Source organism: Variovorax paradoxus EPS, from assembly GCF_000184745.1.
In the GTDB taxonomy this organism is placed as follows: domain Bacteria; phylum Pseudomonadota; class Gammaproteobacteria; order Burkholderiales; family Burkholderiaceae_C; genus Variovorax; species Variovorax paradoxus_C.
The window spans coordinates 5,833,150-5,856,767 of record NC_014931.1 but is presented as its reverse complement, the minus strand read 5'-3'; the positions used below and the strand labels follow the sequence as shown (position 1 = coordinate 5,856,767).

Sequence of the window (23,618 nt, the reverse complement as noted above, 5' to 3'; positions counted from 1 at the left end):
ATGAACCGGCAACAGCAACTGGATCAGTTCTCGCTCGCCGTGCATCGGCAAGCGTTGGCTGCCGTGCGCCGTGAACCTGCGCTGCGCGAACAGGCGCGGCAGACATTGGCGCGCTGGCGCCAGCAGTCTGGTGCGACGCGTTCAGACGTCCTGTGGGATGAGTGGGATCAACTCCTTGCAGGCGAAGTCAGTGCGCTCGAGAACGCCGCGCTCGTCGAGTCCGATCATGGCCAACTCTTGCGCAGCGTGTCTCCGCTCGGTGGGCTTGTCTCGCAGAGCGAAAGAATGGCGTTGCTCAAGCAGGCGCGTGAACACGCCGCACTGCAATGAATCTCGACGAACTGCAGCACGTGCTGCGAGCCTCCGCGGCGATCTCGAAAGAAAACTCCTTTGTCGTCGTGGGCAGTCAGGCTGTGCTGCTTCTTCTCGAACACCCGCCCGAAGCGCTGCTGGTGTCACGCGAAATCGATCTCTATCCGGCCTTGCATCCCGAGCGCGCAGACCTGATCGACGGCGCCATCGGCATGCATTCGAGCTTCCACGAAACCTTCGGCTATTTCGCCGATGGCGTCGGCCCCGAGACCGCGGTCATGCCAGCCGACTGGATGAATCGGGCGAGCCTGCACTACATCGGCGACATCACGGCCATCTGTCCGGACCTGCATGACCTCGTCGTCTCCAAGTGCGTGGCGGGTCGCGAGAAGGATGCCGATTTTGTTCGCGAGCTCCTGAAGCATGGACTGGTGTCCGCCGAGACATTGACAGAACGCATCGGCTTGCTGGATGCCGCCAAGTACCCGCTGCCGCAACTGGCGGTTTGGGTCGCGCGGCGCAAGCTGGAGTCTGAAAGGACTGCCCCATGAAACTCGTCATCCTCGACCGCAACGGCACGATCAACGTGCACCGCGAAGACTTCGTCAAGAGCGACATCGAGTGGACGCCGCTGCCCGGTGCGCTCGAAGCTGTGGCGCGGCTGAACCACGCGGGGTGGCATGTGGTGGTCGCGTCGAACCAGTCGGGCCTCGGCCGGGGTCTCTTCGACATGGCTTCGCTCAACGCCATGCACGCCAAGATGCACAAGATGCTCGCGGCCGTGGGCGGCAAGGTCGATGCGGTGTTCTATTGCCCGCACAGCCCCGACGAGGACTGCGATTGCCGCAAGCCGAAGTCGGGCCTGTTCCTGCAGATCGGCGATCGCTACGGCATCGACCTCAAGGGCGTGCCGACCGCGGGCGACAGCCTGCGCGACCTGCAGGCTGGCGCGGCGGCCGGCTGCGAGCCGCACCTGCTGCTCACGGGCATGGGCGCGGCCTGCATCGGCGTGGATCCGCTGCCTCCCGAATATCCGGCGAACACGATGGTTCACGAGAACCTCGCCGCCTTTGTCGACTTTTTGCTTGCGCGCGAAGCGCGGGCTGCACTCCAGGTAGCTGTCTGATGGCGTTTATCCGTTCCGTTCTCCACGCACTCTGGATGCTTGTCACCGTGGTGCCGTGGGGCATCATCATGTGCGTCAGTTCGATCTGGAAGCGCGGCATTCCGCTCTACTGGATGGCTGAGCAATGGCTCAGCTGGGCCATCGGCGGCGCGCGCGTGCTGCTGGGCATCAAGACGCGCGTGACCGGCATGGAGAACCTGCCGACCGACCAGCTCGCCGGCGCGATCCTTCTGGTCAAGCACCAGTCCACGCTCGAGACCTTCCTCATGCCCACGCTGATGCCGCATCCGCTGGCCTACGTGTTCAAGAAGGAACTGATCTACGTGCCCTTCTTCGGCTGGGCGATGGCGCGGCTGGACATGATTCACATCGACCGCAGCCAGCGCGCGCAGGCCTTCAACAAGGTGGTGAACCAGGGCCGCAAGCTCCTCGCGCAGGGCATCTGGATCATCATGTTCCCCGAAGGCACGCGCATTCCGCGCGGCCAGAAGGGCACCTACAAGAGCGGCGGCACGCGCCTGGCCTGCGAGACCGGCGTGCCGGTGATTCCGATTGCCGTCACCTCGGCCAAGGTCTGGCCGCGCAAGGCATTCATCAAGCGGCCGGGCGTGGTCGATGTGTCGATCGGGCCGGCGATCTCGAGCGTGGGCCGCAAGCCCGACGAGCTGATGCGCGAAGTCGAAGCCTGGATCGAAGCGGAAATGCACCGGCTCGACCCCGAGGCGTACCGCTAGAAGCTGGAAGGAACAGAGGGCACCAGATGCAAGGTCTGCTGCAGTTCACCATGGACCTGTTCGAGGGGCTGGGCAGCGAGTTCGCGCAGCCCGAGCCGCCCGCGCCGCGCCCGAAGAAGGTCCGCAAGGCTGCACCGCCCGTCGCGACGCCGTTGCCCTTCGCGCCGCCAGCGCCCGAAGAGATCAGGAACACCGGCCCTGTGCTGCCCGCGATCCCATTGCGCGACACGCTGACGCTCGCGAGCTTCATTCATCCGCAAGCCACACGCGAGCTCGTCTTGGGCTCGGCACGCGTGGCCTACGAATTCAAGCGCGGCAAGCGCAAGACCATCGGTTTTCTCGTGGGCGCCGACGGGCTCTCGGTGCGCGCGCCGCGCTGGGTCGCCCTGCGCGATGTCGATGCCGCGGTGCGCGAGAAGGCCGACTGGATTCTGCGCAAGCTCCAGGAAACGCAGCAGCGCCACGCGCGCGTCGAAGCCACGCGCATCGAGTGGAAGGACGGCGCCGCGTTCCCGTTCATGGGCGAGCCGGTCGTGATTCGGCTCGATCCGAAGCACGGCTTTGCCAGCGTCGGCGGCACGCTCGACGAGGCCGAGGTCGCGGGTGGTCCGCGCATCCTGCGGCTGGCCGTCGCGCAGAACGCCGAGCCCTCGCAGATCCGCGATGCCGCGCAGGCCTGGCTCATGCGGCAGGCGCGCAAGCTCTTCATCGAACGGCTCGATCATTTCGCGCCGCTGCTGGGTGTGCGCTGGCAGAAGCTGTCGCTGTCGAACGCTGCCACGCGCTGGGGCAGCGCGAGCGCGGACGGATCGCTTCGCCTCAACTGGCGGCTCATTCACTTCCGCCTGCCCGTGATCGATTACGTGGTGGCGCACGAGCTGGCCCATCTGCGCGTGATGGACCATTCGCACCGCTTCTGGGAAACCGTCGAGAGCGTGGTGCCCGACTACGACGTGCTGCGCCAGCAGCTCAAGGACGAAGCTGTTCCGCGCTGGAACTGAGGGCCCGTCGCGTTCGATCGAACAAGAACCGTTCGGGCTGAGCTTGTCGAAGCCTTGCGCGAGGCTTCGACAAGCTCAGCCCGAACGGTCTTGAGGCAGTTCGCTGTAACGCTTCGCGCTACTCCTTGACCGACCCGGTCATCCCCGACACGTAGTACTCGACGAAGAACGAGTAGATGAACGCCACCGGCAGCGAACCCAGCAGCGCGCCGGCCATGAGCGGCCCCCACTGGTACACATCGCCCTGCACGAGTTCGGTCACCACGCCGACGGGCAGCGTCTTCACCTCCGACGACGAGATGAAGGTGAGCGCATAGATGAACTCGTTCCACGACAGCGTGAACGCGAAGATGCCTGCCGAGATGAGCCCGGGCACTGCCAGCGGCAGCACGATCTTCACGAGGATCTGCCAGCGGCTCGCGCCGTCGATGAGCGCGCATTCCTCCAACTCGGCCGGGATCGAGCGGAAGTAGCCCATCAAGAGCCACGTGCAGAAGGGAATGAGGAAGGTCGGGTAGGTGAGGATCAGCGCCCAGCGCGTGTCGAAGAGGCCGAGATTGAACACCACGTTCGCGAGCGGAATGAACAGGATCGACGGCGGCACCATGTACGCGAGAAAGATCGAGAGCCCGACGTGCTTCGACCCCTTGAAGCGCAGCCGCTCGATGGCATAGGCCGCGAACACCGAGGCCGCGAGCGACACGAAGGTCGACACCACCGACACCAGCACCGTGTTCCACAGCCACTGCGGGTACGAGGTTTCGAACAGCAGCTTGTAGAAGTGCGAGAGCGTCGGGTTGATCACCCAGAACGGATTGCCCTCGCGCGAGAGCAGTTCGGCATCGGGCTTCACCGAGGTGATGGCCATCCAGTAGAACGGAAACAGCAGCACGATCAAGAAGACCACGAGCGGCAGGTACACGGTCACCGCCTTGCGCGGGATCGTGTCGAGGTAGCTCATGCCGACGGTGTCGACCTGGCCGGCATTGCTCATCTGAAAACCTCCGTGCTTCGCACTGCGGTGCGAGCTTGCTTGGGGCGGCCCGGCGCGGCGCTCATTGAAAATTCCTCATTTGTCCGAACCACCCTGCTGCCAAGCGCGGCGCTGCAGGCCGAAGAAGCTGAACATCACGCACGCCAGCAGGAAAGGCACCATCGCGATCGCAATGGCCGCGCCCTCGCCGAGCGCACCGCCCGAAATCGCGCGCTGGAACGACAGCGTGGCCATCAGGTGCGTGGCGTTCAACGGGCCGCCGCGGGTGATGACGTAGATCAGCTGGAAGTCTGTGAAAGTGAACAGCACCGAGAAGGTCATGACCACCGCGATGATCGGCGTGAGCAACGGCATCGTCACGTGGCGGAACTGCTGCCACGGCGTCGCGCCGTCGATGGCGGAGGCTTCGTAGTAGGAGGGCGAGATCGTCTGCAGGCCGGCGAGCAGCGTGATCGCCACGAAGGGCACGCCGCGCCACACGTTCGCGATGATCACCGCGATGCGCGCATTCCACTCGGAGCCGAGGAAGTCGATGTACTGGTCGATAAGCCCCATCTTCACCAGCGCCCAACTGATGATGGAGAACTGCGAGTCGTAGATCCACCAGAACGCGATCGCCGACAGGGCGGTAGGCACGATGTACGGCAGCAGGATCACCGCGCGGAAGAAGGTCTTGAAGCGGATGTTCCGGTTCAGGAGGATCGCGAGCCACAGGCCCAGGAAGAACTTGAACACGCTCGCCACCGTTGTGTAGAAGAGCGTGTTGAAGAGGGCGAGCCGCGTCACGGCATCGCCCCACAGGTATTCGTAGTTCTCCAGGCCGACCCACTGGCCCGCGCGGCCCACCTTGGCGTCGGTGAAGCCGAGGTAGGTGCCCAGGCCGAGTGGATAGGTCAGGAAGAGAAGCAGCAGCACCGCCGCCGGCAACATGAACGCAAGCCCGAGCGCGTTGCGGCTGTTCTGGAACCTGGCGAGAAGTGTCATGAGCGGGCTGCTTCGGGAGTTGAAGGATCAGTCAGACCTTGTAGTACCGCTCGGCACGCTTCTGCGCGCGCTCGGCCGCTTCCTTCGGCGTCTTCGATCCGCTCGCCGCCTCGGCCACCATGTTCGGAATGATGAAGTCCGCCGCGGCGCCGGCCGACGCGTAGCCCAGCTTGCCGTCGTAGCCGCCCGGGCGCAGGTTCTTCACCGAGTCGCGGTAGGGCATGTTCTTCGGGTCCGAGGTCCAGATCGCGCTGTTCTCGTAGAAGCGCAGGGGCTGCGCCACGTAGCCGCCGCCGCCTTGCAGCCACGGGTCGAACTGTTCCTTCTCCATCATGAAGCGCAGGAACTCCTTGGCCGCCTGCGGGAATTTCGTGTACTTCATGACCATCTGGTTGAAGAACAGGTGCGACTCCGTCGGCACGCCGACCGGGCCGATGGGGAACACCGCGTGGTTGATGTCCGCGGCCATTTCCTTGATCTTGGGGTCGGCCGAATTCTTGGCGGCGTAGTAGACCGAGATGCCGTTGTTGGTGACGCTGATCTGTCCGTCGAGAAAAGCCTTGTTGTTGTTCGGGTCCAGCCACGAGAGCGTGCCCGGAATGAAGTTGGCGTAGAGCTCCTTGCCGTACTCCAGCGCCTTGAGCGTCTCGGGGCTGTCGATGACCACCTTGTTGTTCTTGTCGACCAGCTTGCCGCCGTGCGACCAGATGAGCCAGTTGCACCAGGTGCTGTCGCCGGTCGCATTGCCCAGCGCCATGCCGCCGGGCGTGCCCTTTTCCTTCAGCGCCTTGTAGAGCTTGAGGAAGTCGTCGGTGGTCTTGGGGAAGGTCGCGAAGCCCGCGGCCTTGACCATGCTCTCGCGGTACACGATGAGCGAGCCCGAGGCGCCCAGCGGCAGGCCCAGCCACTTCTTGCCGTCGGGGCGCATGAAGGCTTCGCCGGCCGGATACCAGCCGCCGTATTTCTTGCCGAGGTATTCGGCCAAGTCCGTCACGTCGAGCAGCTTGTCGGGGTAGAGGTTGGCGTCGTCGTTGGTCGACAGGATGATGTCGGGGCCCGCGCCGGTGTTGGCGGCCACAGCGGCCTTCGGGCGCACGTCTTCCCAGCCTTCGTTGTCCACGCGCACTTCGACGCCGGTGGCCTCGGTGAACTTCTTGACGTTGGCCATGTAGGCATCGATGTCGCCCTGCACGAAGCGGCTCCATCGCAGCACGCGCAGCTTGGCGCCCTTCTCGGGCTTGAACGTCAGGTTCTGCGCCTGCGCGAACGGTGCGAACAGGGCGCTGCCCGTGCCGACAGTCGCGGCAGCGGCAACGCCGGCCGAACCCTCTAGAAACCTGCGGCGATTGAAATCACTCATGAGCTGTCTCCTTCGTTGTAAACGGACCGGTGTGAACCAAAGACAAAGCGAACAAGGCGAGAAATCAGGCGGATTCAGGCGACCAGGCGCAGGCCGCTTTCGGCATCGAACAGGTGGGCGCGCGCAAGGTCGGGCAAGAGATGGATCGTGCTGCCCGGCGCGAAGTCGTAGCGCTCGCGGAACACGGCCGAGAGCTCGGCGCCTTCATGCCGGCATGCGACGAAGGTGTCCATGCCGGTCGGCTCCATCACCACCACGCGCGACGGAATGCCGCCGCTGTCGCCGAGCGTCAGGTGCTCGGGGCGCGTGCCGTACACGACCGGCTGGCCATCGGTGCCGCCTGCGTGAAGGGGCGCATCGAGCCGCGTGCCGTCGGGCAGTTCGACATGCGCCGCACCGCCCGCGCGCCGCAGCGTGCCGGGCAGGAAGTTCATGGCCGGCGAGCCGATGAAGCCCGCGACGAACTGGTTCGCCGGATGGTCGTACAGGTCCAGCGGGCTGCCGGTCTGCTCGATGCGGCCGTCGCGCATCACCACGATCTTGTCGCCCATGGTCATGGCCTCGATCTGGTCGTGCGTGACGTAGATCGACGTGGTCTTCAGGCGCTGGTGCAGCTCCTTGATCTCGCTGCGCATCGCCACGCGCAGCTTGGCGTCGAGGTTCGACAGCGGTTCGTCGAAAAGAAAAACCTGCGGATCGCGCACGATCGCGCGCCCCATCGCCACGCGCTGGCGCTGCCCGCCCGAGAGCTGGCGTGGATAGCGTTCGAGCAGCGGCGCGAGCGCAAGGATTTCGGCCGCGCGCTGCACCTTGCTGTCGATGGTGGCCTTGTCCATCTTCGCGAGCGAGAGGGCGAAGGCCATGTTGTCGCGCACCGTCATGTGCGGATAGAGCGCGTAGTTCTGGAACACCATCGCGATGTCGCGTTCCTTGGGTGGCAGGTCGTTCACGCGGCGCTCGCCGATGCGGATCTCGCCGCCGTGAATCTCCTCCAGCCCCGCGATCATCCGCAGCAGGGTCGACTTGCCGCAGCCCGAGGGGCCCACCAGCACCGTGAACGAACCGTCGGCAATGTCGATGTCCACCCCGTGAAGGATGGCGACTTCGCCGAATCGCTTCTTGACCGCCTGAATCGTGACACTGGCCATGCAAGGAGTCCTGACAAATCGCGGGAAGGGAGCCGAGCGACACGGAGACCTCCGCATCGCAGCCCGCGCAGTATCGGCACTCGTTTTTGAAACCGGTATCAGGGCAAACCGGTACGAGAAAATCCCGGTTGACTTGTATGATGACCCGATAACAGCGCTCCAATTTTCCGCAGTCGTGCAGGCCTCCGCCCTCTCAGAACCCTTTCCCCTGGTCACGGATCGCCTGTCCGACCGCCTCGCATCCCGGCTGGCGGCGCAGATCGAATCGGGCGCGCTGCGGCCCGGCGATCGTCTTCCCACCGAACAACAGCTCGCGGCCTCGCACGGCGTTTCGCGGACCGTGGTGCGCGAGGCGGTGCACCAGCTCAAGTCGCAGGCGCTGGTCACTTCGCGGCAGGGCCTCGGATGCTTCGTGGCGCAGGCGCCGCTCAACCGTCCCCTCGCTTTCGATCCGGCCGTGCTCGAGTCGGTGCAATCCGTCGTCGATGTGGTCGAGGTGCGCCGCGTGCTCGAAGGCGAGATTGCCGCGCTCGCCGCCAAGCGCGCGACGCGCAGCCAGATCGCGGCGCTGCGGCGCGCGCTGAAGGCCATCGACACGGCCGCCGCGGCAGGGCAGGACGGCGTTGCCGAAGACCTCGCCTTCCACCGCGTGATTGGCGAAGCCACCGGCAATCCGCAGTTCCGTTTGCTGCTCGGCTTTCTCGAGCAGTACCTGCGCGAAGGCATGCGCATCACGCGCGGCAACGAGGCGCGGCGGCTCGACTTCATGGAGGCGGTGCAGAACGAGCACCGCGCCATCGTCGAAGCCATCGCGGCGCGCGATCCCGTGGCCGCGCGGCATCACGCCACGCAGCATCTGATCCGCGGCGAGCAGCGGCTCGTCGAAGGCGGAGTCATTACCGGCCAGCGCCGTCGCGCGGCGGCGCGCGCATTGCGTACCGCCGCACCGGTTGCCACACCAAAACGCGCGACCGGCACAACCAGCACCACCAGCACCACCAAGAGGACCAAAAGGGACACCCCATGAAACTGTTGATCACCGGAGGCGGCGGCTTCGTCGGCTCCCGACTTGCGCGCGCGCTGCTCGCGCGCGGCACGCTGGCTGGCCAGCGCATCGAGCGGCTGGTGCTGACCGACATCGCGCCGCCGCCGGCCGACCTGCTGTCCGATGCGCGCGTCGAGGCCCGCACCGGCCCGCTGCTCGCGCAGACAGACGCGCTGAAGACCGAAGCCTTCGACGGCGTGTTCCATCTCGCCTCGGCCGTGTCCGGCGAATGCGAGGCCGATTTCGAACTCGGCCTGCGCTCCAACCTCGATAGCACGCGCGCGCTGCTGGATGCGCTGCGCGCCAACGTCGGCGCGGGCGGCAAGGTGGCGCGGCTGGTGTTCTCCAGCTCGGTCGCGGTGTTCGGGCCCGACCCCTCGGTGCCGCTGCCCAAGCTGGTGGCCGACGACACGCTGCCGCTGCCGCAGACCTCCTACGGCACGCAGAAGCTGGTCTGCGAGCACCTCATTTCCGACTACACGCGCAAGGGCTACATCGACGGCCGCGCAGCGCGGCTGATGACCGTCACCGTGCGCCCGGGCCGCCCGAACGGCGCCGCCTCGTCGTTCTTCAGCGGCATCATCCGCGAGCCGCTGGCGGGCGTGGAATCGGTCTGCCCCGTGTCGCCCGACGTGTCGCACCCGATGACCTCGCCGGCCCACACGGTCGATGGCCTCATCGCCGTCTACGAAGCCAGCCGCGAAGCCTTCGGCGGGCGCGCCGCGCTCAACCTGCCGGGGCTCAACGTGCGCGTGAGCGACATGCTCGATGCACTCGAAGAAGTGGCCGGCCCGAAGGTGCGCGCGCTGGTGCGCTTCGAGCGCGACGAGCGCATCGCCGGCATCGTGGCCAACTGGCCCGCCGGCGCCACGGCCGAACGCGCGGCGCGGCTCGGCCTGCATCCGCACGAGAGTTTCGCAGACATCATTCGCCAATACATCGCCGATTGCGCCGCGCTTCCGAATGCGGCAGAAACACTGAAGGGAATGTCCTGATGAGCAAGAAGAAAAGCCCCGCGCCCACGTCCACGTCCAAGCCGAAGAGCAGCGCCTCGAAGAAATCTTCGGGTGCGCTCAAGCTGCGCTCGCAGGAATGGTTCGACAACCCGGCCAATACCGACATGACGGCGCTCTACATCGAGCGCACCATGAACTTCGGACTCGGCCTCGACGAACTGCAATCGGGCCGCCCGATCATCGGCATCGCGCAGACGGGCTCCGACATCGCACCCTGCAACCGCCACCACCTCGTGCTGGCCGAGCGCGTGCGCGAGGGCATCCGCGATGCGGGCGGCATCGCGTTCGAGTTTCCGATCCATCCGATCCAGGAGACCTGCAAGCGCCCGACCGCCTCGCTCGACCGCAACCTGCAGTACCTCTCGCTGGTCGAAATTCTTTACGGCTACCCGCTCGATGGCGTGGTGCTGACGACCGGCTGCGACAAGACCACGCCGGCGCAATTGATGGCCGCGGCCACGGTCGACATTCCGGCCATTGCGCTGAACTCCGGACCGATGCTCAACGGCTGGTACAAGGGCGAGCGCACGGGCTCGGGCACCATCGTCTGGAAGGCGCGCGAGCTGCTGGCCGCGGGCGAGATCGACGAAACCGGCTTCCTGAAGCTCGTGGCGTCTTCGGCGCCATCGACCGGCCACTGCAACACCATGGGCACGGCCTCCACGATGAACTCGCTGGCCGAGGCGCTCGGCATGACGCTGCCCGGCAGCGCCGCCATTCCCGCGCCTTACCGCGACCGCCAGGAAATGGCCTACATGACCGGCAAGCGCATCGTCGAGATGGTGCGCGAGAACCTCAAGCCCTCGGACATCCTGACGCGCGCCGCCTTCGAGAACGCGATCGTCGTGAACTCGGCCATCGGCGGCTCGACCAACGCGCCCATTCACCTGAACGCCATCGCGCGCCACATCGGCGTGCCGCTGACCACCGGCGACTGGGAAAAGCACGGCTACAAGATTCCGCTGCTGGTCAACCTGCAGCCGGCGGGCGAGTACCTCGGCGAGGACTACTACCGCGCGGGCGGCGTGCCCGCGGTGGTGGCCGAGCTGATCGCCAAGGGCAAGATCCAGCCCGCGCTCACCGTCAACGGCAAGACGATCATCGAGAACTGCGAAGGCCGCTTCACCGAAGACCGGAAGGTGATCTTCCCGTACGCCAAGCCGATGATGAAGAACGCCGGTTTCCTCGATTTCAGCGGCAACCTCTTCGACTCCGCGATCATGAAGACCAGCGTGATCACGCCCGAGTTCCACAACCGCTACCTGGAGGACCCGGCCGACCCGATGGCCTTCGAAGGCACGGCCGTGGTGTTCGACGGACCCGAGGACTACCACCGCCGCATCGACGATCCGAAGATGAAGATCGATGCGCACAGCATCCTGTTCATGCGCGGCGTCGGGCCCGTGGGCTATCCGGGTGCGGCCGAGGTCGTGAACATGCGGGCTCCGGCCTACCTGCTGAAGAAGGGCGTCACCGCGCTGCCTTGCATCGGCGATGGACGGCAGTCGGGAACGTCGGGCTCGCCATCGATCCTGAACGCGTCGCCCGAGGCTGCGACTGGTGGGGGGCTGGCATTGCTGAAGACAGGCGACCGTGTGCGCATCGACCTGAAGAAGCGCACCGCCAACATGCTGGTGTCCGACGAAGAGTTGGCCCTGCGCCGCCAGAAGCTCGAGGCCGCCGGCGGCTACCAGTACCCGCCGAGCCAGACGCCGTGGCAGGAGATCCAGCGCGCGGTGGTCGATGAGCTTTCCGAAGGCATGGTGCTCAAGCCCGCGGTGAAGTATCAAAAGATCCACGCCACCTTCGGCGTGCCGCGCGACAACCACTGACGCGGTAGGAGCCAAAGCCGTTCGGGCAAGAACCCCGAGCGTTCGCGCGAGAACCACAGCCGTTCGGGCTGAGCCTGTCGAAGCCTCGCGCGGCGCTTCGACAGGCTCAGCGTGAACGGATTTTTATTTTCAGCCCGAACGGATTTTCTTTCCGCAAGCTTCAGGCGCTCAGCGCGCGTGCGTCACGCCGCCGTCGACGACGAGCGTGGAGCCCATCACGTAGTCGCCCGCGCGCGACGCGAGGTAGATCGCGGCGCCGGCCATGTCTTCCGGCGTGCCGATGCGGCCCGCGGGAATGCGGCCCTTGACCTCGTCGCCGTGGTCGCGCGCATCCTTGTTCATGTCGGATGCGAATGCGCCCGGCGCGATGGCGCTCACCACGATGCGGTCTTGCGCAAGGCGAAGCGCCATGCGGCGCGTGAGCTGGATCAGCCCGGCCTTGCTGGCCGCATACGAATAGGTTTCCTGCGGGTTCACCGAGATGCCGTCGATCGACGCGATGTTGATCACCTTCGAGAGGTGATCGGTCGCGGCCTTCTTGAGCATCGGCGTGAGCGCCTGGGTCAGGAAGAAGGGCGTCTTCAGGTTCAGGTCGATCACCTTGTCCCAGCCGCTCTCGGGAAACTCCGCGTACGGTGCGCCCCAGGCGGCACCGGCGTTGTTGACGAGGATGTCGAGCGAGCCTTCATGCTTCGCATAGGCATCGACCAGCGCCTGCGCACCTTCGACCGTGGACACGTCCGCCGGCAGCGAGACGCAGTGGCCGAAGGCCGAGAGCTCCTTGGCGGTCTGGTCGCAGGCCGCGGCCTTGCGTGCCGAGATGTACACGCGCGCGCCCTGGGCCAGGAAGCCCTCGGCGATCATGCGGCCGATGCCGCGCGAGCCGCCGGTGATCAAGGCGGTGCGGCCCTTCAGCGAGAAGAGTTGGGTGGTGTCCATGGTGCGGGTGTCTCCTGAATTGAAAGAACTTCAGGAAACGAGCTTAGTGCGGAGCGTGCCCGCGCCGCGTCACCTTGGTGCCAGCGACAGGCTCCGGGGGCTGGTGAATCTGCGCAGGTCGCCGGTCACCGGGTCCTGGAACGCGACCGACTTGGCCAGGAGCTGCAGCGGCTTGTCGAAGTCATCGGTGTTCTCGGGCAACAGCACGGGGTAGATCGGGTCGTTCTCGATCGGCATGCCGAGCGCGAGGCAGTGCACGCGCAGCTGGTGCTTGCGGCCGGTGACGGGCGAGAGCCGCAGCAGCGCGCGGCCGCCTCGTATTTCTTGCACCTCGATGCGCGTCTCGGAGTTGGGCTCGCCCGGCTCTTCGCGCATGCGCATGAAATGCTCGTCGTCCACGAGGCGGCTGCGGTAGATGTCGGGCACCGTCGAGACGCCTTCCTGCCACGGCACCACCGCCTCGTAATGCTTGGCGATGCGGCGCTCCGGAAACATCTGCTGGTAGGCGCCGCGCGTCTCGCGGCGCACCGAGAACAGCACGAGGCCCGAGGTGCTGCGGTCGATGCGGTGCAGCGGCACGAGGTCGTCGATGTTCAGCTTGCGCTTGAGCCGCACCAGCAGGCTTTCCTGCAGGTACTTGCCGGTCGGTGTGACGGGGAGGAACGGGGGCTTGTCGGCCACGACGAGCTCGTCGTCCTGGAACAGCACCTGCTCCTCGAAGGGGATGTGCACTTCGCCGTCGAGTGTGCGGTAGTAATAAACACGCAGCGGCGACTCGTAGCGGCGCTCGAGGGTGACGGGGATGCGGTGCTCGTCGATCACGTCGCCGGCTGCGATGCGTTCCAGCCACGCGTCGCGAGTGATCGCGGGGAAGCGTTCGATGAGGAACTCGGCGATGGTGGGCCAGGGGCCGTACGGCAGGCCGACGCAGCTTGGGCCGACGCCGTCGCGCGTGGGCAGCGGCGGCGTCTGGCGGGGGCGGCTCACGATGCAGCCTCCTGCTGCAGCACGCGCAGCGCCTCGTCGAACAATGGGCGCGAGGCGATATCGGGATGCATGCAGCGATCCTTCAATGCAGACATGGCGGAGGGTTGCGCATCGGTGCAGCGTTCGAGCAGTTCTTCGAGCAGGCAGCCGAAGGCGCGCATCTCCAGGCGCTGCAGGGCCGCGGTTTGGCTGGCATTTAGCGAGCCCGTCATCCAGCCCGCGCCGAAGTCGCCGAGCCGGCCGCCGCCTTGCGCATTCCACAGGATGTTGTGCGCGTAGAGATCGCCGTGGAGGATGCCGCGTGCGTGCAGGTGCTGCATGGCCGAGGCGATGTCGCTTGCGATGCGCAGGGCGATATCGGCGGTCCATTTCGCGTCGTCCGCATAGATGTCGCGTGTGCACGATGCGAGGCTCGGTGGTCCCGCCAGCGTGCGGAACGAGGGCTGCACCAGCGGCATCACGAGGCCCTCCGTGCCATCGGGGTGGCCGTTGATCCGGCTCTGCGCGGCGATCAGCGTCGGGTGCGCGCCGGCCGCGATGCAGGCGGCCATTTCGCTGTGCGGCCAGCCATCGCTGGTGACCGCGCCCTTGAAGAGCTTCACGGCCACGTCCTGCTGCAATGGCCCCAGCGTGGCCTGATGGATCACGCCCGATGCGCCTTCGCCGAGCTTCCTGCCGAGCGTGAGGTCGCGCCAATCGACATGTGGCACCGACTGCGCGGTCATCGCGGCGTCCTCGGCTTGCGTATCGAACGGATTGCCGGCTGCGGCGAGCCACGAAAGACGCGGCAAGGAGAGCAGCCATTCAGGCAGGGCCTCGAAGCGGTTCGCGGAGATGCGCAGCAGTTCGAGCCGCTGCAGCGCAGCCATCGAATCCGGCAGCCGGCTCAACCGGTTGCCCGCCAGCATCAGCTTCTGCATCCGCGTGCAGTGGCCGAGCGTGTCGGGCATTTCCTCGATCTGGTTGTCCGTGAGGATCAGCCAGCGCAGCGAGGGCGGCAGCGCAGCGGCGGGCACTTTCGCGATGCGGTTGGCCTTGAAGCCGACGATGTCGATGCCATGGCACCCACCGATGGATTCGGGCAGCGTCGTGAACCGGTTGTCGGAGCAGAAAAGCACCCGCAGCTTGTGCAGGCGGCCCAGGTCGTCGGGCAGCGCATCGAGCGCATTCCCGGAGAGATTCAGTGTTTCGAGCGAGTCGGCAAGGTCGAAGATCTCGCGCGGGAACTCGGTGAGTCCGCACGAGAGATCGAGCCTGGTGGCGCCTGCCAGCCGACCCGCGCGCAGCTCGGCCAGTGTGTCCATCCGCCGAGTCTAAATCCCTAGATCCTAGCTCCGGGGTCCGAAGCGGTAGACGCCGTCCTTGCCCAGTTCGCGCTTCACCTGGCCCGAGAACCACAGGAGGTGCAGGTGCGCCACCGTCTCGCCCATCGCGAAGGTGATCTGGTGCAGGTCGAGTTCGCGCTTGAAGAGGATCGGCAGGCCCTCGGCCGCCGTCAGTGCGCGCGCAGTGCAGGCTTCGAGCAGCTCGGCCAGCCGGTCGCGGTGATGCTCCTGCAGCTGGTCGACGCGGCGGTGGATGCCGGTGAACGGCTTGCCGTGCGATGGGAGGCCCACCGTGTCGGCGGGCAGCGCCTTGAACTTGTCGATGCTGTCCAGGAAGAGCCGCAGCGAATTCGCCTCGGGCTCGCCCGCGTGCACGCTCACGTTGGTCGAGATGCGCGGCAGCATCATGTCGCCGCCCAGGAGCAGCTTCTGCTCGTCGCAGTACAGCGCGATGTGTTCGGGCGCGTGGCCGTAACCGCTGATGCAGCGCCACGCGTGGCCGCCGATGGTCACGATGTCGCCGTCCATCATGCGCACGTACCGGTCGGGCACCGAGGGCACCATGTTCGCGTAGTAGTTGGTGCGCGCGCGGATCTTGGCGATGCCCACCGGGTCGCTCATGCCGTGCGAGGCGAAGAAGTCCGCCGCCGCATCGCCGCCCGCGAGCGTGTCGCCGGCGGTGCTGAGCACGCGGGCCACGTGGTAGTCGGTGGCGCTGATCCACAACGGCGCATTCCATCGCTTGCAGAGCCAATCGGCCAGGCCGATGTGGTCGGGGTGCATGTGGGTGACGATCACGCGCAGGATCGGCAGGCCTTCGAGCTGCGTCTCGAAGATCTGCTCCCATTGTTTGCGCGCCTCGTCGTGCGAGATGCAGCAGTCGACCACCGTCCAGCCTTCGACGCCGTCGATCGTGTCGCGCAGCAGCCAGAGGTTGATGTGGTCCAGCGCAAAGGGCAGCCGCATGCGGATCCAGCGCACGCCCGGCGCGACTTCCAGGGCTTCGCCGGGCCCGGGCAGGGTGTCGCCCAGGGTGTAGTGGAGTTCGCGTTCGAGGAGGTTCATGTAAGATTGACGTTTACGTAAACGTCATGTGTAGGTGGCACCATTGTAGGGAGCGCGGCGAAAACCTGCTGTCGCCCCCATAACACCCCCTCATGGCGTTTCCTGGAACGTCCTTTCATCCCGCATGTCCACGCCAACCTTCACCATCAGCGAGCTCGCGAAGGAGTTCGACCTCACGACGCGGGCGATCCGCTTCTACGAGGACATGGGCCTGCTCACGCCCGAGCGGGCCGGCCTGCAGCGCGTGTACAGCGCGCGCGACCGGGCGCGGCTCACGCTCACGCTGCGCGCCAAGCGCCTGGGCCTGAGCCTCACGGAGGCCAAGGACATCCTGGACATGTACGACAGCCCGCGGGACACCGTGCCGCAGCTGCAGAAGTTTCTCGGCGTGCTGGGCGCGCACCGTGCCCAGCTCGAGGCGCAATTGGCCGAGCTGCAGGCCAACATCGCGGAAGTGCGCGCACACGAGAAAAAGGGCCGAGCCACGCTGGCAAAGGCCGAGAAGGCCAAGAAGGCGGCCAAGTCCACCCGGGCGACCTGACCGGCCACGACTCATCGACAATCACGATCTATGTCCGACAACAACCTCGAAGACCTGTTCGCCCACAACCGTGCCTGGTCCGCACAGATGGAACGCGACCGTCCCGGCTTCTTCACCAGCCTGGTGAAGCAGCAGACGCCGCGCTACATGTGGATCGGCTGCTCCGACAGCCGCGTGCCCGCCAACCAGATCACCGGCCTGGAACCGGGCGAAGTGTTCGTGCACCGCAACGTCGCCAACATCGTGGTGCACTCCGACCTCAATGCGCTCTCGGCGATCCAGTTCGCGGTCGAGCACCTGAAGGTCGAGCACATCATGGTGGTGGGCCACTACGGCTGCGCGGGCGTGAAGGCCGCACTCAGCGGCAAGCGCATCGGCCTTGCCGACAACTGGATCCGCCACATCCAGGACGTGCGCGACCGCCACAGCGTGATGATCGAAAGCCTGCCCGAAGAAGTGCGCGTCGATGCCCTGTGCGAACTCAACGTGGCCGAGCAGGTGGTCAACGTGGCGGTGAGCACCGTCATGGTCGATGCCTGGGCGCGCGGCCAGAAGGTGCAGATCCACGGCTGGACCTTCGGCGTGCACGACGGCCTGCTGCAGGACCTGGGCCTGAGCGTCGACGGCGCCAAGCCGCTCGATTCGGCGTACAAGGCCGCGGTGCAGCGCATCCGCTACAAGTGGAGCAAGCCGGCGGCGGGTGCGGCGCTTGCATCGCCCTCCGCGCAGGCGGGCGCCGACGGCACCGAACGCAGCGAAGACGCGGCGAAGTAATCCGGCCGGGCCCATGTTCCCGCAGCGCCTCGATTCACCGCTGGCCTACGACATCGCCAAGGCGATGATCGATGGGTTCAACCGGCACTACCGGTTGTTCCGCGCCGAATCGGCGCGGGCCAAGCACCGTTTCGAAACCGCCGACTGGCACGGCCAGCAGCGGGCGCAGCGCGAGCGCATCGAGTTCTACGACTTGCGCGTGAACGAGGCCGTGGCCCGGCTCGAAAAAGAGTTCAAGGCGGGCGACCAGCCGATGGAGGTATGGCACCAGGTCAAGCTGCACTTCATCGGCCTTCTGGTGGACCACCACCAGCCCGAGCTGGCCGAGAGCTTCTTCAACTCGGTGACCACCAAGATCCTGCATCGCGCGTATTTCCAGAACGACTTCATCTTCGTGCGCCCGGCGATCAGCACCGAGTACATCGAGCCGCGCGGCGCGCCGACCTACCGCCCGTACTACCCCGCGCACGACACGCTGGCCGACACGCTCGAGCAGATGCTCGACGACTTCGCGCTGCAAGGGAGCTACGCCGACAAGCGGCGCGATGCCGAGCGCGTGGCGCACGTCATCCTGAACCGTTTTCACCAGGTGAAGCTGCGCGCCAACTTCCAGCTGCAGGTGCTCTCGGGCCTCTTCTTCCGGAACAAGGGCGCCTACGTGGTCGGCAGGATTTTGAACGGCTTCACCGAGATTCCGTTCTCGCTGCCGATCCTGCACGACAGCACCGGCAAGTTCTACATCGATGCGGCGCTCTTCGGCGAAGACGACCTGCAGATGCTCTTCAGCTTTGCACGCGCCTACTTCATGGTCGACATGGAAGTGCCTTCGGCCTGGGTGCAGTTCCTGCGCTCGCTCATGCCGCGCAAGCCGCGCGCAGAAATCTACAACGCGCTCGGCCTCGCCAAGCAGGGCAAGACGCTTTTCTATCGCGACTTTCTCTCGCACCTGAACTATTCGAGCGACCGCTTCCGCATCGCGCCCGGCATCAAGGGCATGGTCATGCTGGTGTTCGATCTGCCGTCGTTTCCGTTCGTGTTCAAGGTCATCAAGGACTTCTATCCGCCGCAGAAGGACACCACGCGCGAGCAGATCAAGGGCAAGTACATGCTCGTGAAGCAGCACGACCGCGTGGGCCGCATGGCCGACACGCTGGAGTACAGCGACGTGGGCTTCCCGCTCGACCGCTTCGAGCCCGAACTGATCGAGGAGATCCAGAAGTTCGCGCCCAGCCAGCTGGAGATCGGCGACCGCGACGGCAACGGGGAGATGGAGGTCGTGGTCAAGCACGTCTACATCGAGCGCCGCATGATCCCGCTGAACATCTACCTGCAGGAAGCCTTCGACACGCTGGCCGACCCCGAGAGCCCGGCGCATGCCAAGCGCGCAAAGGACCAGCTGGAGCATGCGGTGATCGAGTACGGCAACGCCATCAAGGACATGGTTGCGGCCAACATCTTTCCCGGCGACATGCTGTGGAAGAACTTCGGCGTCACGCGCGGCGGCAAGGTGGTGTTCTACGACTACGACGAGATCGAATACATCACCGACTGCAAATTCCGCAAGGTGCCCGCGCCGCGCAACGAGGAAGACGAGATGAGCGGCGAGGTCTGGTACTCGGTGGGCCCGAAGGACGTGTTCCCCGAGACCTTCGAGCCCTTCCTGCTCGGCAACAGCGACGTGCGCGCCGCCTTCATGGCGCACCACGCCGACCTGCTCGACGCCGCCTTCTGGCAGCACCACAAGGAACGCATCCAGGCGGGACAGATGCTCGATGTGTTCCCGTACGAAGAATCGCAGCGCTTCCAGCACGAGGGGCACGCGACCCATTTCTGACCGGCTGCGGCCACGGCCGCAGTCGACCGTTTCACTTTCGCATTCACATTCAAGAAGGAGACCCTCATGTCCGAATCCATCGTCATCGTCGGCGCCGCCCGCACCCCCATGGGTGGCTTTCAAGGCGACTTTGCTTCCCTCTCCGCGCACGACCTCGGTGGCGCTGCCATCAAGGCCGCCGTCGAGCGCGCCGGCATCGCCCCCGAGAGCGTGGGCGAAGTGCTGTTCGGCAACTGCCTCATGGCCGGCCAGGGCCAGGCCCCGGCGCGCCAGGCCGCGTACAAGGGCGGCCTGCCCGACAGCGCGGGCGCGGTCACGCTCAGCAAGATGTGCGGCTCGGCCATGAAGGCCGCGATGCTCGCGCACGACCTGCTCTTGGCCGGCACGCACGACGTGATCGTCGCGGGCGGCATGGAAAGCATGACCAACGCCCCCTACCTCATGCTCAAGGGCCGAGGCGGCTACCGCATGGGCCACGACAAGATCTATGACCACATGATGCTCGACGGCCTGGAAGACGCTTACCAGCCGGGCCGCTCGATGGGCACCTTCGGCGAGGACTGCGCGGCCAAGTACAAGTTCACCCGCGAGCAGCAGGACGCCTTCGCCATCGCGAGCGTGCAGCGCGCCAAGGCCGCGACCGAATCGGGTGCGTTCAAGGAAGAAATCACACCCGTCACCGTGAAGGGCCGCGGCGGCGACACCGTGATCTCCATCGACGAAGGCCCGGGCAAGGTCAAGCTCGACAAGATCCCCACGCTCAAGCCCGCGTTCAAGAAAGAAAACGGCACCATCACCGCCGCATCGAGCTCGTCGATCAACGACGGCGCCGCGGCGCTGGTGATGATGACCGAGTCGCACGCGAAGAAGATCGGCGCCAAGCCCATCGCCCGCATCGTCGGCCACGCCACGCATGCGCAGGAACCCGAGTGGTTCTCGACCGCGCCCGTCGGTGCGGTGGCCAAGCTGTTCAAGAAGACCGGCTGGACCGTGAAGGACGTCGACCTCTGGGAAGTGAACGAGGCCTTCGCCGTGGTGCCGATGGCGCTGATGCACGAGCTCGACGTGTCGCATGACATCGTCAACGTGAACGGCGGCGCCTGCGCGCTGGGCCACCCGATCGGCGCGAGCGGCGCGCGCATCATGGTCACCTTGATCCACGCGCTGAAGGCGCGCGGCAAGAAGCGCGGCGTGGCGACGCTGTGCATCGGCGGCGGCGAAGGCACCGCCGTGGCACTCGAATTGCTCTAAGCAGCACGGCCGGCAGCGTCCCAGAGGGCGCGCCGGGCCTTCGCCATCCGGCATTTCAACAATCAGATATTGCGTCAGAGCAGGAGATTTCATGCGCCCATCCATCCACCGTACCGCCCTGGCTGCCCTGCTGGCCACCGCCTTCCTGGCACCCCCCGCCAGTTGGGCGCAGAAGCGTGACAACGTGCTGTTCCAGGCCGCCACCGACGAGCAGCCCGCCGTCATCAAGACGCTCGAAAAACTCGTCAACATCGAGACCGGCACGGGTGATGCCGAAGGCATTGCCGCCGCCGGCAACTACCTCGAAGGCGAACTCAAGAACCTGGGCTTCACCGTCACGCGCAGCAAGTCGGCCGGCCTCGTGGTCGGCGACAACATCATCGGCAAGATCAAGGGCCGCGGCGGCAAGAACCTGCTGCTGATGTCGCACATGGACACCGTGTACCTGAAGGGCACGCTCGCCAAGGCGCCGTTCAAGGTCGAGGGCGACAAGGCCTACGGCCCCGGCATCGCCGACGACAAGGGCGGCAACGCGGTCATCCTGCACACGTTGAAGCTGCTCAAGGACTACGGCGTGCGCGACTACGGCACGATCACCGTGCTCTTCAACACCGACGAGGAAAAAGGCTCCTTCGGCTCGCGTGACCTGATCCAGGAAGAAGCCAAGCTCGCCGACTACGTGCTCTCGTTCGAGCCCACCAGCGCGGGCGACGAGAAGCTCTCGCTCGGCACCTCGGGCATCGCCTATGTGCAGGTCAACATCACCGGCAAGGCTTCGCATGCGGGCGCCGCGCCGGAGTTGGGCGTCAACGCGTTGGTCGAGGCGTCGGATCTCGTGCTGCGCACGATGAGCATCGACGACAAGACCAAGCACCTGCGCTTCAACTGGACCATCGCCAAGGCCGGCAACGTGTCGAACATCATCCCGGCCAGCGCCACGCTGAATGCCGACGTGCGCTATGCGCGCAACGAAGACTTCGAAGCCGCGATGAAGACGCTGGAAGAAAAGGCGCAGCAAAAGAAGCTGCCCGAGGCCGACGTCAAGGTGCTGGTCACGCGCGGCCGTCCGGCCTTCAATGCGGGCGAAGGCGGCAAGAAGCTGGTCGACAAGGCCGTGGCCTTCTACAAGGAAGCCGGCGGCACCCTCGGCGTGGAAGAGCGCACCGGCGGCGGCACCGACGCGGCCTATGCGGCGCTCTCGGGCAAGCCCGTGATCGAAAGCCTGGGCCTGCCCGGCTTCGGCTATCACAGCGACAAGGCCGAGTACGTGGACATCAGCAGCATCCCGCGCCGCCTGTACATGGCCGCGCGCCTGATCATGGATCTGGGCGCGGGCAAGTAACCACAAAGAAAAAGACAGGAGACAAAGTCATGCTGCTCAGTGCCGACCAGGAAGCCATCCGCGACGCGGTGCGCGATTTCTCGCAAGCCGAACTCTGGCCCAACGCCCCCAAGTGGGACCGCGAACACAGCTTTCCGAAGGAGGCGCACCAGGGCCTCGCGGCGCTGGGCGCCTACGGCATCTGCGTGCCCGAGGAGCACGGCGGCGCGGGCCTCGACTACCTCACGCTTGCGCTGGTGCTCGAGGAAATCGCGGCCGGCGACGGCGGCACCAGCACCGCCATCAGCGTGACCAACTGCCCGGTCAACGCGATCCTCATGCGCTACGGCAACGCACAGCAAAAGAAGAAGTGGCTCGAGCCGCTCGCGCAGGGCCAGATGCTCGGCGCCTTCTGCCTCACCGAGCCGCAGGCGGGCAGCGATGCATCGAGCCTGCGCACCACCGCGCGCAAGGACGCCGACGGCTACGTGATCGACGGCGTCAAGCAGTTCATCACCAGCGGCAAGAACGGACAGGTGGCCATCGTCATCGCGGTGACCGACAAGGGCGCGGGCAAGCGCGGCATGAGCGCGTTCATCGTGCCCACCGACGCACCCGGCTACGCCGTCGCGCGCCTGGAAGACAAGCTCGGCCAGCACAGCAGCGACACCGCGCAGATCAACTTCGACGGCTGCCGCATTCCGGCGGAGAACCTCATCGGTGCCGAAGGCGAGGGCTACAAGATCGCGCTCGGCGCACTCGAGGGCGGCCGCATCGGCATCGCCGCGCAGAGCGTGGGCATGGCGCGCAGCGCATTCGATGTGGCGCTCGCCTACGCCAAGGAACGCCAGGCTTTCGGTGGCTCGATCTTCGACCAGCAGGCCGTGGGTTTTCGCCTCGCCGAATGCGCGACGCAGATCGAAGCGGCACGCCAACTCATATGGCACGCGGCGAGCCTGCGCGATGCGGGCCTGCCGTGCCTGAAGGAAGCGGCGATGGCCAAGCTCTTCGCCAGCGAGATGGCCGAGCGCGTGTGCAGCGCCGCGATCCAGACGCTGGGCGGCTACGGCTACGTGAACGACTTTCCGCTGGAGCGCATCTATCGCGACGTGCGCGTGTGCCAGATCTACGAAGGCACGTCGGACATCCAGAAGCTTTTGATCCAGCGCGCCCTGGCGTGAGAACCGGCGCGGGCCGCCGTGGGCCGCGGGTCCGCATCGCCGCGGCGGTGCTGCTGCTGGCTCTGGCCGTGTGGACGGTCGTCCTCGAGCCGCGCTGGGTCGCGGCACGCGTCGAGCCGTTGGGCTCGGCCCAGTGGCAGCCGCCGGCCGGGCTCAAGGTGGCGATGGCGGGCGACTGGCACCTCACCACGCGCTCGGCGTGGCGCGTCACCAGCGCGGAGCGCGCCGCGCGCATCGTCGACGAAATCAACGCAGCGCAGCCCGACGTGATCCTGCTGCCCGGCGACTTCCTCGCGGGTTCGGGCGATGACGAGGCCTTCTCCATCGAAGACATGGCCGCCGTGCTCGGCCGCCTGAAGGCGCCGCAGGGCGTGTACGCGGTGCTGGGCAACCACGACTGGTGGCACGACGGCGAACGCACGGCCAAGGCCCTGGCCGCGCAGGGCATCCACGTGCTGGAGAACGCCTCGATGCGCCTGCCGGGCCACGACCTCTGGGTGGTCGGTATCGGCGACAACTCGACTGGCCATTCGGAAGCCGACAAGGCGCTGGCCGGCGTGCCGAAGGGCGCGGCCACGCTGGTCATGATGCACGACCCTTTCAGCTTCGCGACCATGCCGCGCACGCGTGGGCTGGTGGTCGCTTCGCACACGCATGGCGGGCAGATCAGCGTGCCGGGCTACGGCGCGCTGGTGGTGCCGGGCCGCGCGCCGCGCGAGTGGGCCTACGGCTGGGTCGCGCAAAAGGGCAATCGCATGTACGTGACGAGCGGGCTGGGCGTGAGCATCCTGCCGGTGCGGTTCAACATGCGGCCCGAGTGGGTGATGTTCCAGTAGCACCTTCACTCC

At 66.2% G+C, this 23,618-nt stretch carries 23 protein-coding genes; 15 read left to right on the top strand and 8 right to left on the bottom strand.

The genetic code is table 11. The annotated features are described in order from the left end of the window. From VARPA_RS26890 to VARPA_RS26870, 5 genes are read left to right on the top strand one after another with little or no spacing between them, the layout of a single operon-like run. Window positions 1-330, top strand: a complete 330-nt coding sequence (locus VARPA_RS26890) for a hypothetical protein (protein ID WP_041943066.1) — start codon at window positions 1-3, stop codon at window positions 328-330. Further along, entirely contained in the window at window positions 327-863 is a 537-nt protein-coding gene (locus tag VARPA_RS26885) for a DUF6036 family nucleotidyltransferase (protein WP_013543749.1), read from the top strand. Before VARPA_RS26890 ends, VARPA_RS26885 begins: the two co-directional genes overlap by 4 nt. Then, window positions 860-1,438 (top strand): D-glycero-beta-D-manno-heptose 1,7-bisphosphate 7-phosphatase, encoded by a 579-nt coding sequence (gene gmhB, locus VARPA_RS26880; RefSeq protein ID WP_013543748.1) that lies wholly within the window; start codon window positions 860-862, stop codon window positions 1,436-1,438. The genes VARPA_RS26885 and gmhB overlap by 4 nt, the downstream gene beginning before the upstream one ends. Continuing rightward, a complete protein-coding gene (locus tag VARPA_RS26875; RefSeq protein WP_013543747.1) occupies window positions 1,438-2,172 on the top strand; it encodes a lysophospholipid acyltransferase family protein in 735 nt (244 codons plus the stop codon). The genes gmhB and VARPA_RS26875 overlap by 1 nt, the downstream gene beginning before the upstream one ends. Before the next feature lie 26 nt (window positions 2,173-2,198). Then, window positions 2,199-3,173: a M48 family metallopeptidase gene (locus VARPA_RS26870; RefSeq protein WP_013543746.1), complete on the top strand. Its 975-nt coding sequence runs from the start codon at window positions 2,199-2,201 to the stop codon at window positions 3,171-3,173. Window positions 3,174-3,291: 118 nt separating this feature from the next. Here the strand turns inward: VARPA_RS26870 and VARPA_RS26865 are convergent, their stop codons facing one another. From VARPA_RS26865 to VARPA_RS26850, 4 genes are all read right to left on the bottom strand, one after another. Further along, window positions 3,292-4,167: a carbohydrate ABC transporter permease gene (locus tag VARPA_RS26865; RefSeq protein WP_013543745.1), complete on the bottom strand. Its 876-nt coding sequence runs from the start codon at window positions 4,165-4,167 to the stop codon at window positions 3,292-3,294. Between the two features lie 75 nt (window positions 4,168-4,242). Next, entirely contained in the window at window positions 4,243-5,151 is a 909-nt protein-coding gene (locus tag VARPA_RS26860; RefSeq protein ID WP_013543744.1) for a carbohydrate ABC transporter permease, read from the bottom strand. A gap of 31 nt (window positions 5,152-5,182) precedes the next feature. Beyond that, complete coding sequence (locus VARPA_RS26855; RefSeq protein WP_013543743.1) at window positions 5,183-6,511, bottom strand: ABC transporter substrate-binding protein; 1,329 nt, start codon at window positions 6,509-6,511, stop codon at window positions 5,183-5,185. A gap of 74 nt (window positions 6,512-6,585) precedes the next feature. Next, entirely contained in the window at window positions 6,586-7,659 is a 1,074-nt protein-coding gene (locus VARPA_RS26850) for an ABC transporter ATP-binding protein (RefSeq protein ID WP_013543742.1), read from the bottom strand. Window positions 7,660-7,834: 175 nt separating this feature from the next. On the opposite strand from VARPA_RS26850, the gene VARPA_RS26845 reads away from it, so the two are divergent. From VARPA_RS26845 to VARPA_RS26835, 3 genes are read left to right on the top strand one after another with little or no spacing between them, the layout of a single operon-like run. Further along, a complete protein-coding gene (locus VARPA_RS26845; RefSeq protein WP_013543741.1) occupies window positions 7,835-8,686 on the top strand; it encodes a FadR/GntR family transcriptional regulator in 852 nt (283 codons plus the stop codon). Beyond that, window positions 8,683-9,699, top strand: a complete 1,017-nt coding sequence (gene denD, locus VARPA_RS26840) for a D-erythronate dehydrogenase (RefSeq protein ID WP_013543740.1) — start codon at window positions 8,683-8,685, stop codon at window positions 9,697-9,699. The genes VARPA_RS26845 and denD overlap by 4 nt, the downstream gene beginning before the upstream one ends. Next, the gene (locus VARPA_RS26835; RefSeq protein WP_013543739.1) at window positions 9,699-11,552 is read left to right on the top strand and encodes an IlvD/Edd family dehydratase; all 1,854 of its coding nucleotides are present in this window, start codon (window positions 9,699-9,701) and stop codon (window positions 11,550-11,552) included. Before denD ends, VARPA_RS26835 begins: the two co-directional genes overlap by 1 nt. Before the next feature lie 168 nt (window positions 11,553-11,720). On the opposite strand, the gene VARPA_RS26830 is transcribed toward VARPA_RS26835, so the two are convergent. The 4 genes from VARPA_RS26830 to VARPA_RS26815 form a co-directional block, all read right to left on the bottom strand. Next, window positions 11,721-12,491: a glucose 1-dehydrogenase gene (locus VARPA_RS26830; RefSeq protein WP_013543738.1), complete on the bottom strand. Its 771-nt coding sequence runs from the start codon at window positions 12,489-12,491 to the stop codon at window positions 11,721-11,723. A gap of 69 nt (window positions 12,492-12,560) precedes the next feature. Continuing rightward, complete coding sequence (locus VARPA_RS26825) at window positions 12,561-13,478, bottom strand: pseudouridine synthase (protein ID WP_013543737.1); 918 nt, start codon at window positions 13,476-13,478, stop codon at window positions 12,561-12,563. Next, window positions 13,475-14,782 (bottom strand): leucine-rich repeat-containing protein kinase family protein, encoded by a 1,308-nt coding sequence (locus tag VARPA_RS26820; protein WP_013543736.1) that lies wholly within the window; start codon window positions 14,780-14,782, stop codon window positions 13,475-13,477. The genes VARPA_RS26825 and VARPA_RS26820 overlap by 4 nt, the downstream gene beginning before the upstream one ends. Before the next feature lie 24 nt (window positions 14,783-14,806). Then, window positions 14,807-15,868 carry an MBL fold metallo-hydrolase gene (locus VARPA_RS26815; protein WP_013543735.1) on the bottom strand — a complete coding sequence of 354 codons (1,062 nt, stop codon included), beginning with the start codon at window positions 15,866-15,868 and terminating at the stop codon, window positions 14,807-14,809. Between the two features lie 124 nt (window positions 15,869-15,992). Between VARPA_RS26815 and VARPA_RS26810 the strand changes: the two genes are divergently transcribed. The 7 genes from VARPA_RS26810 (at window position 15,993) to VARPA_RS26780 (ending at window position 23,606) form a co-directional block, all read left to right on the top strand. Then, window positions 15,993-16,409, top strand: a complete 417-nt coding sequence (locus VARPA_RS26810) for a MerR family transcriptional regulator (RefSeq protein ID WP_013543734.1) — start codon at window positions 15,993-15,995, stop codon at window positions 16,407-16,409. Window positions 16,410-16,439: 30 nt separating this feature from the next. Then, window positions 16,440-17,183, top strand: coding sequence for a carbonate dehydratase (gene can / locus VARPA_RS26805; RefSeq protein ID WP_013543733.1), 744 nt, complete (start codon window positions 16,440-16,442; stop codon window positions 17,181-17,183). Between the two features lie 13 nt (window positions 17,184-17,196). Beyond that, on the top strand, window positions 17,197-19,017 hold the full coding sequence (gene aceK, locus VARPA_RS26800; protein ID WP_013543732.1) for a bifunctional isocitrate dehydrogenase kinase/phosphatase: 1,821 nt from the start codon (window positions 17,197-17,199) through the stop codon (window positions 19,015-19,017). 66 nt (window positions 19,018-19,083) lie between these two features. Continuing rightward, the gene (locus VARPA_RS26795) at window positions 19,084-20,268 is read left to right on the top strand and encodes an acetyl-CoA C-acyltransferase (protein WP_013543731.1); all 1,185 of its coding nucleotides are present in this window, start codon (window positions 19,084-19,086) and stop codon (window positions 20,266-20,268) included. Window positions 20,269-20,359: 91 nt separating this feature from the next. Beyond that, the gene (locus VARPA_RS26790; protein WP_013543730.1) at window positions 20,360-21,610 is read left to right on the top strand and encodes a M20 family metallopeptidase; all 1,251 of its coding nucleotides are present in this window, start codon (window positions 20,360-20,362) and stop codon (window positions 21,608-21,610) included. Window positions 21,611-21,639: 29 nt separating this feature from the next. Further along, window positions 21,640-22,770 carry an acyl-CoA dehydrogenase family protein gene (locus VARPA_RS26785; RefSeq protein ID WP_013543729.1) on the top strand — a complete coding sequence of 377 codons (1,131 nt, stop codon included), beginning with the start codon at window positions 21,640-21,642 and terminating at the stop codon, window positions 22,768-22,770. After that, a complete protein-coding gene (locus VARPA_RS26780; RefSeq protein ID WP_013543728.1) occupies window positions 22,767-23,606 on the top strand; it encodes a metallophosphoesterase in 840 nt (279 codons plus the stop codon). Before VARPA_RS26785 ends, VARPA_RS26780 begins: the two co-directional genes overlap by 4 nt. The last annotated feature ends 12 nt before the right edge of the window (window positions 23,607-23,618 follow it).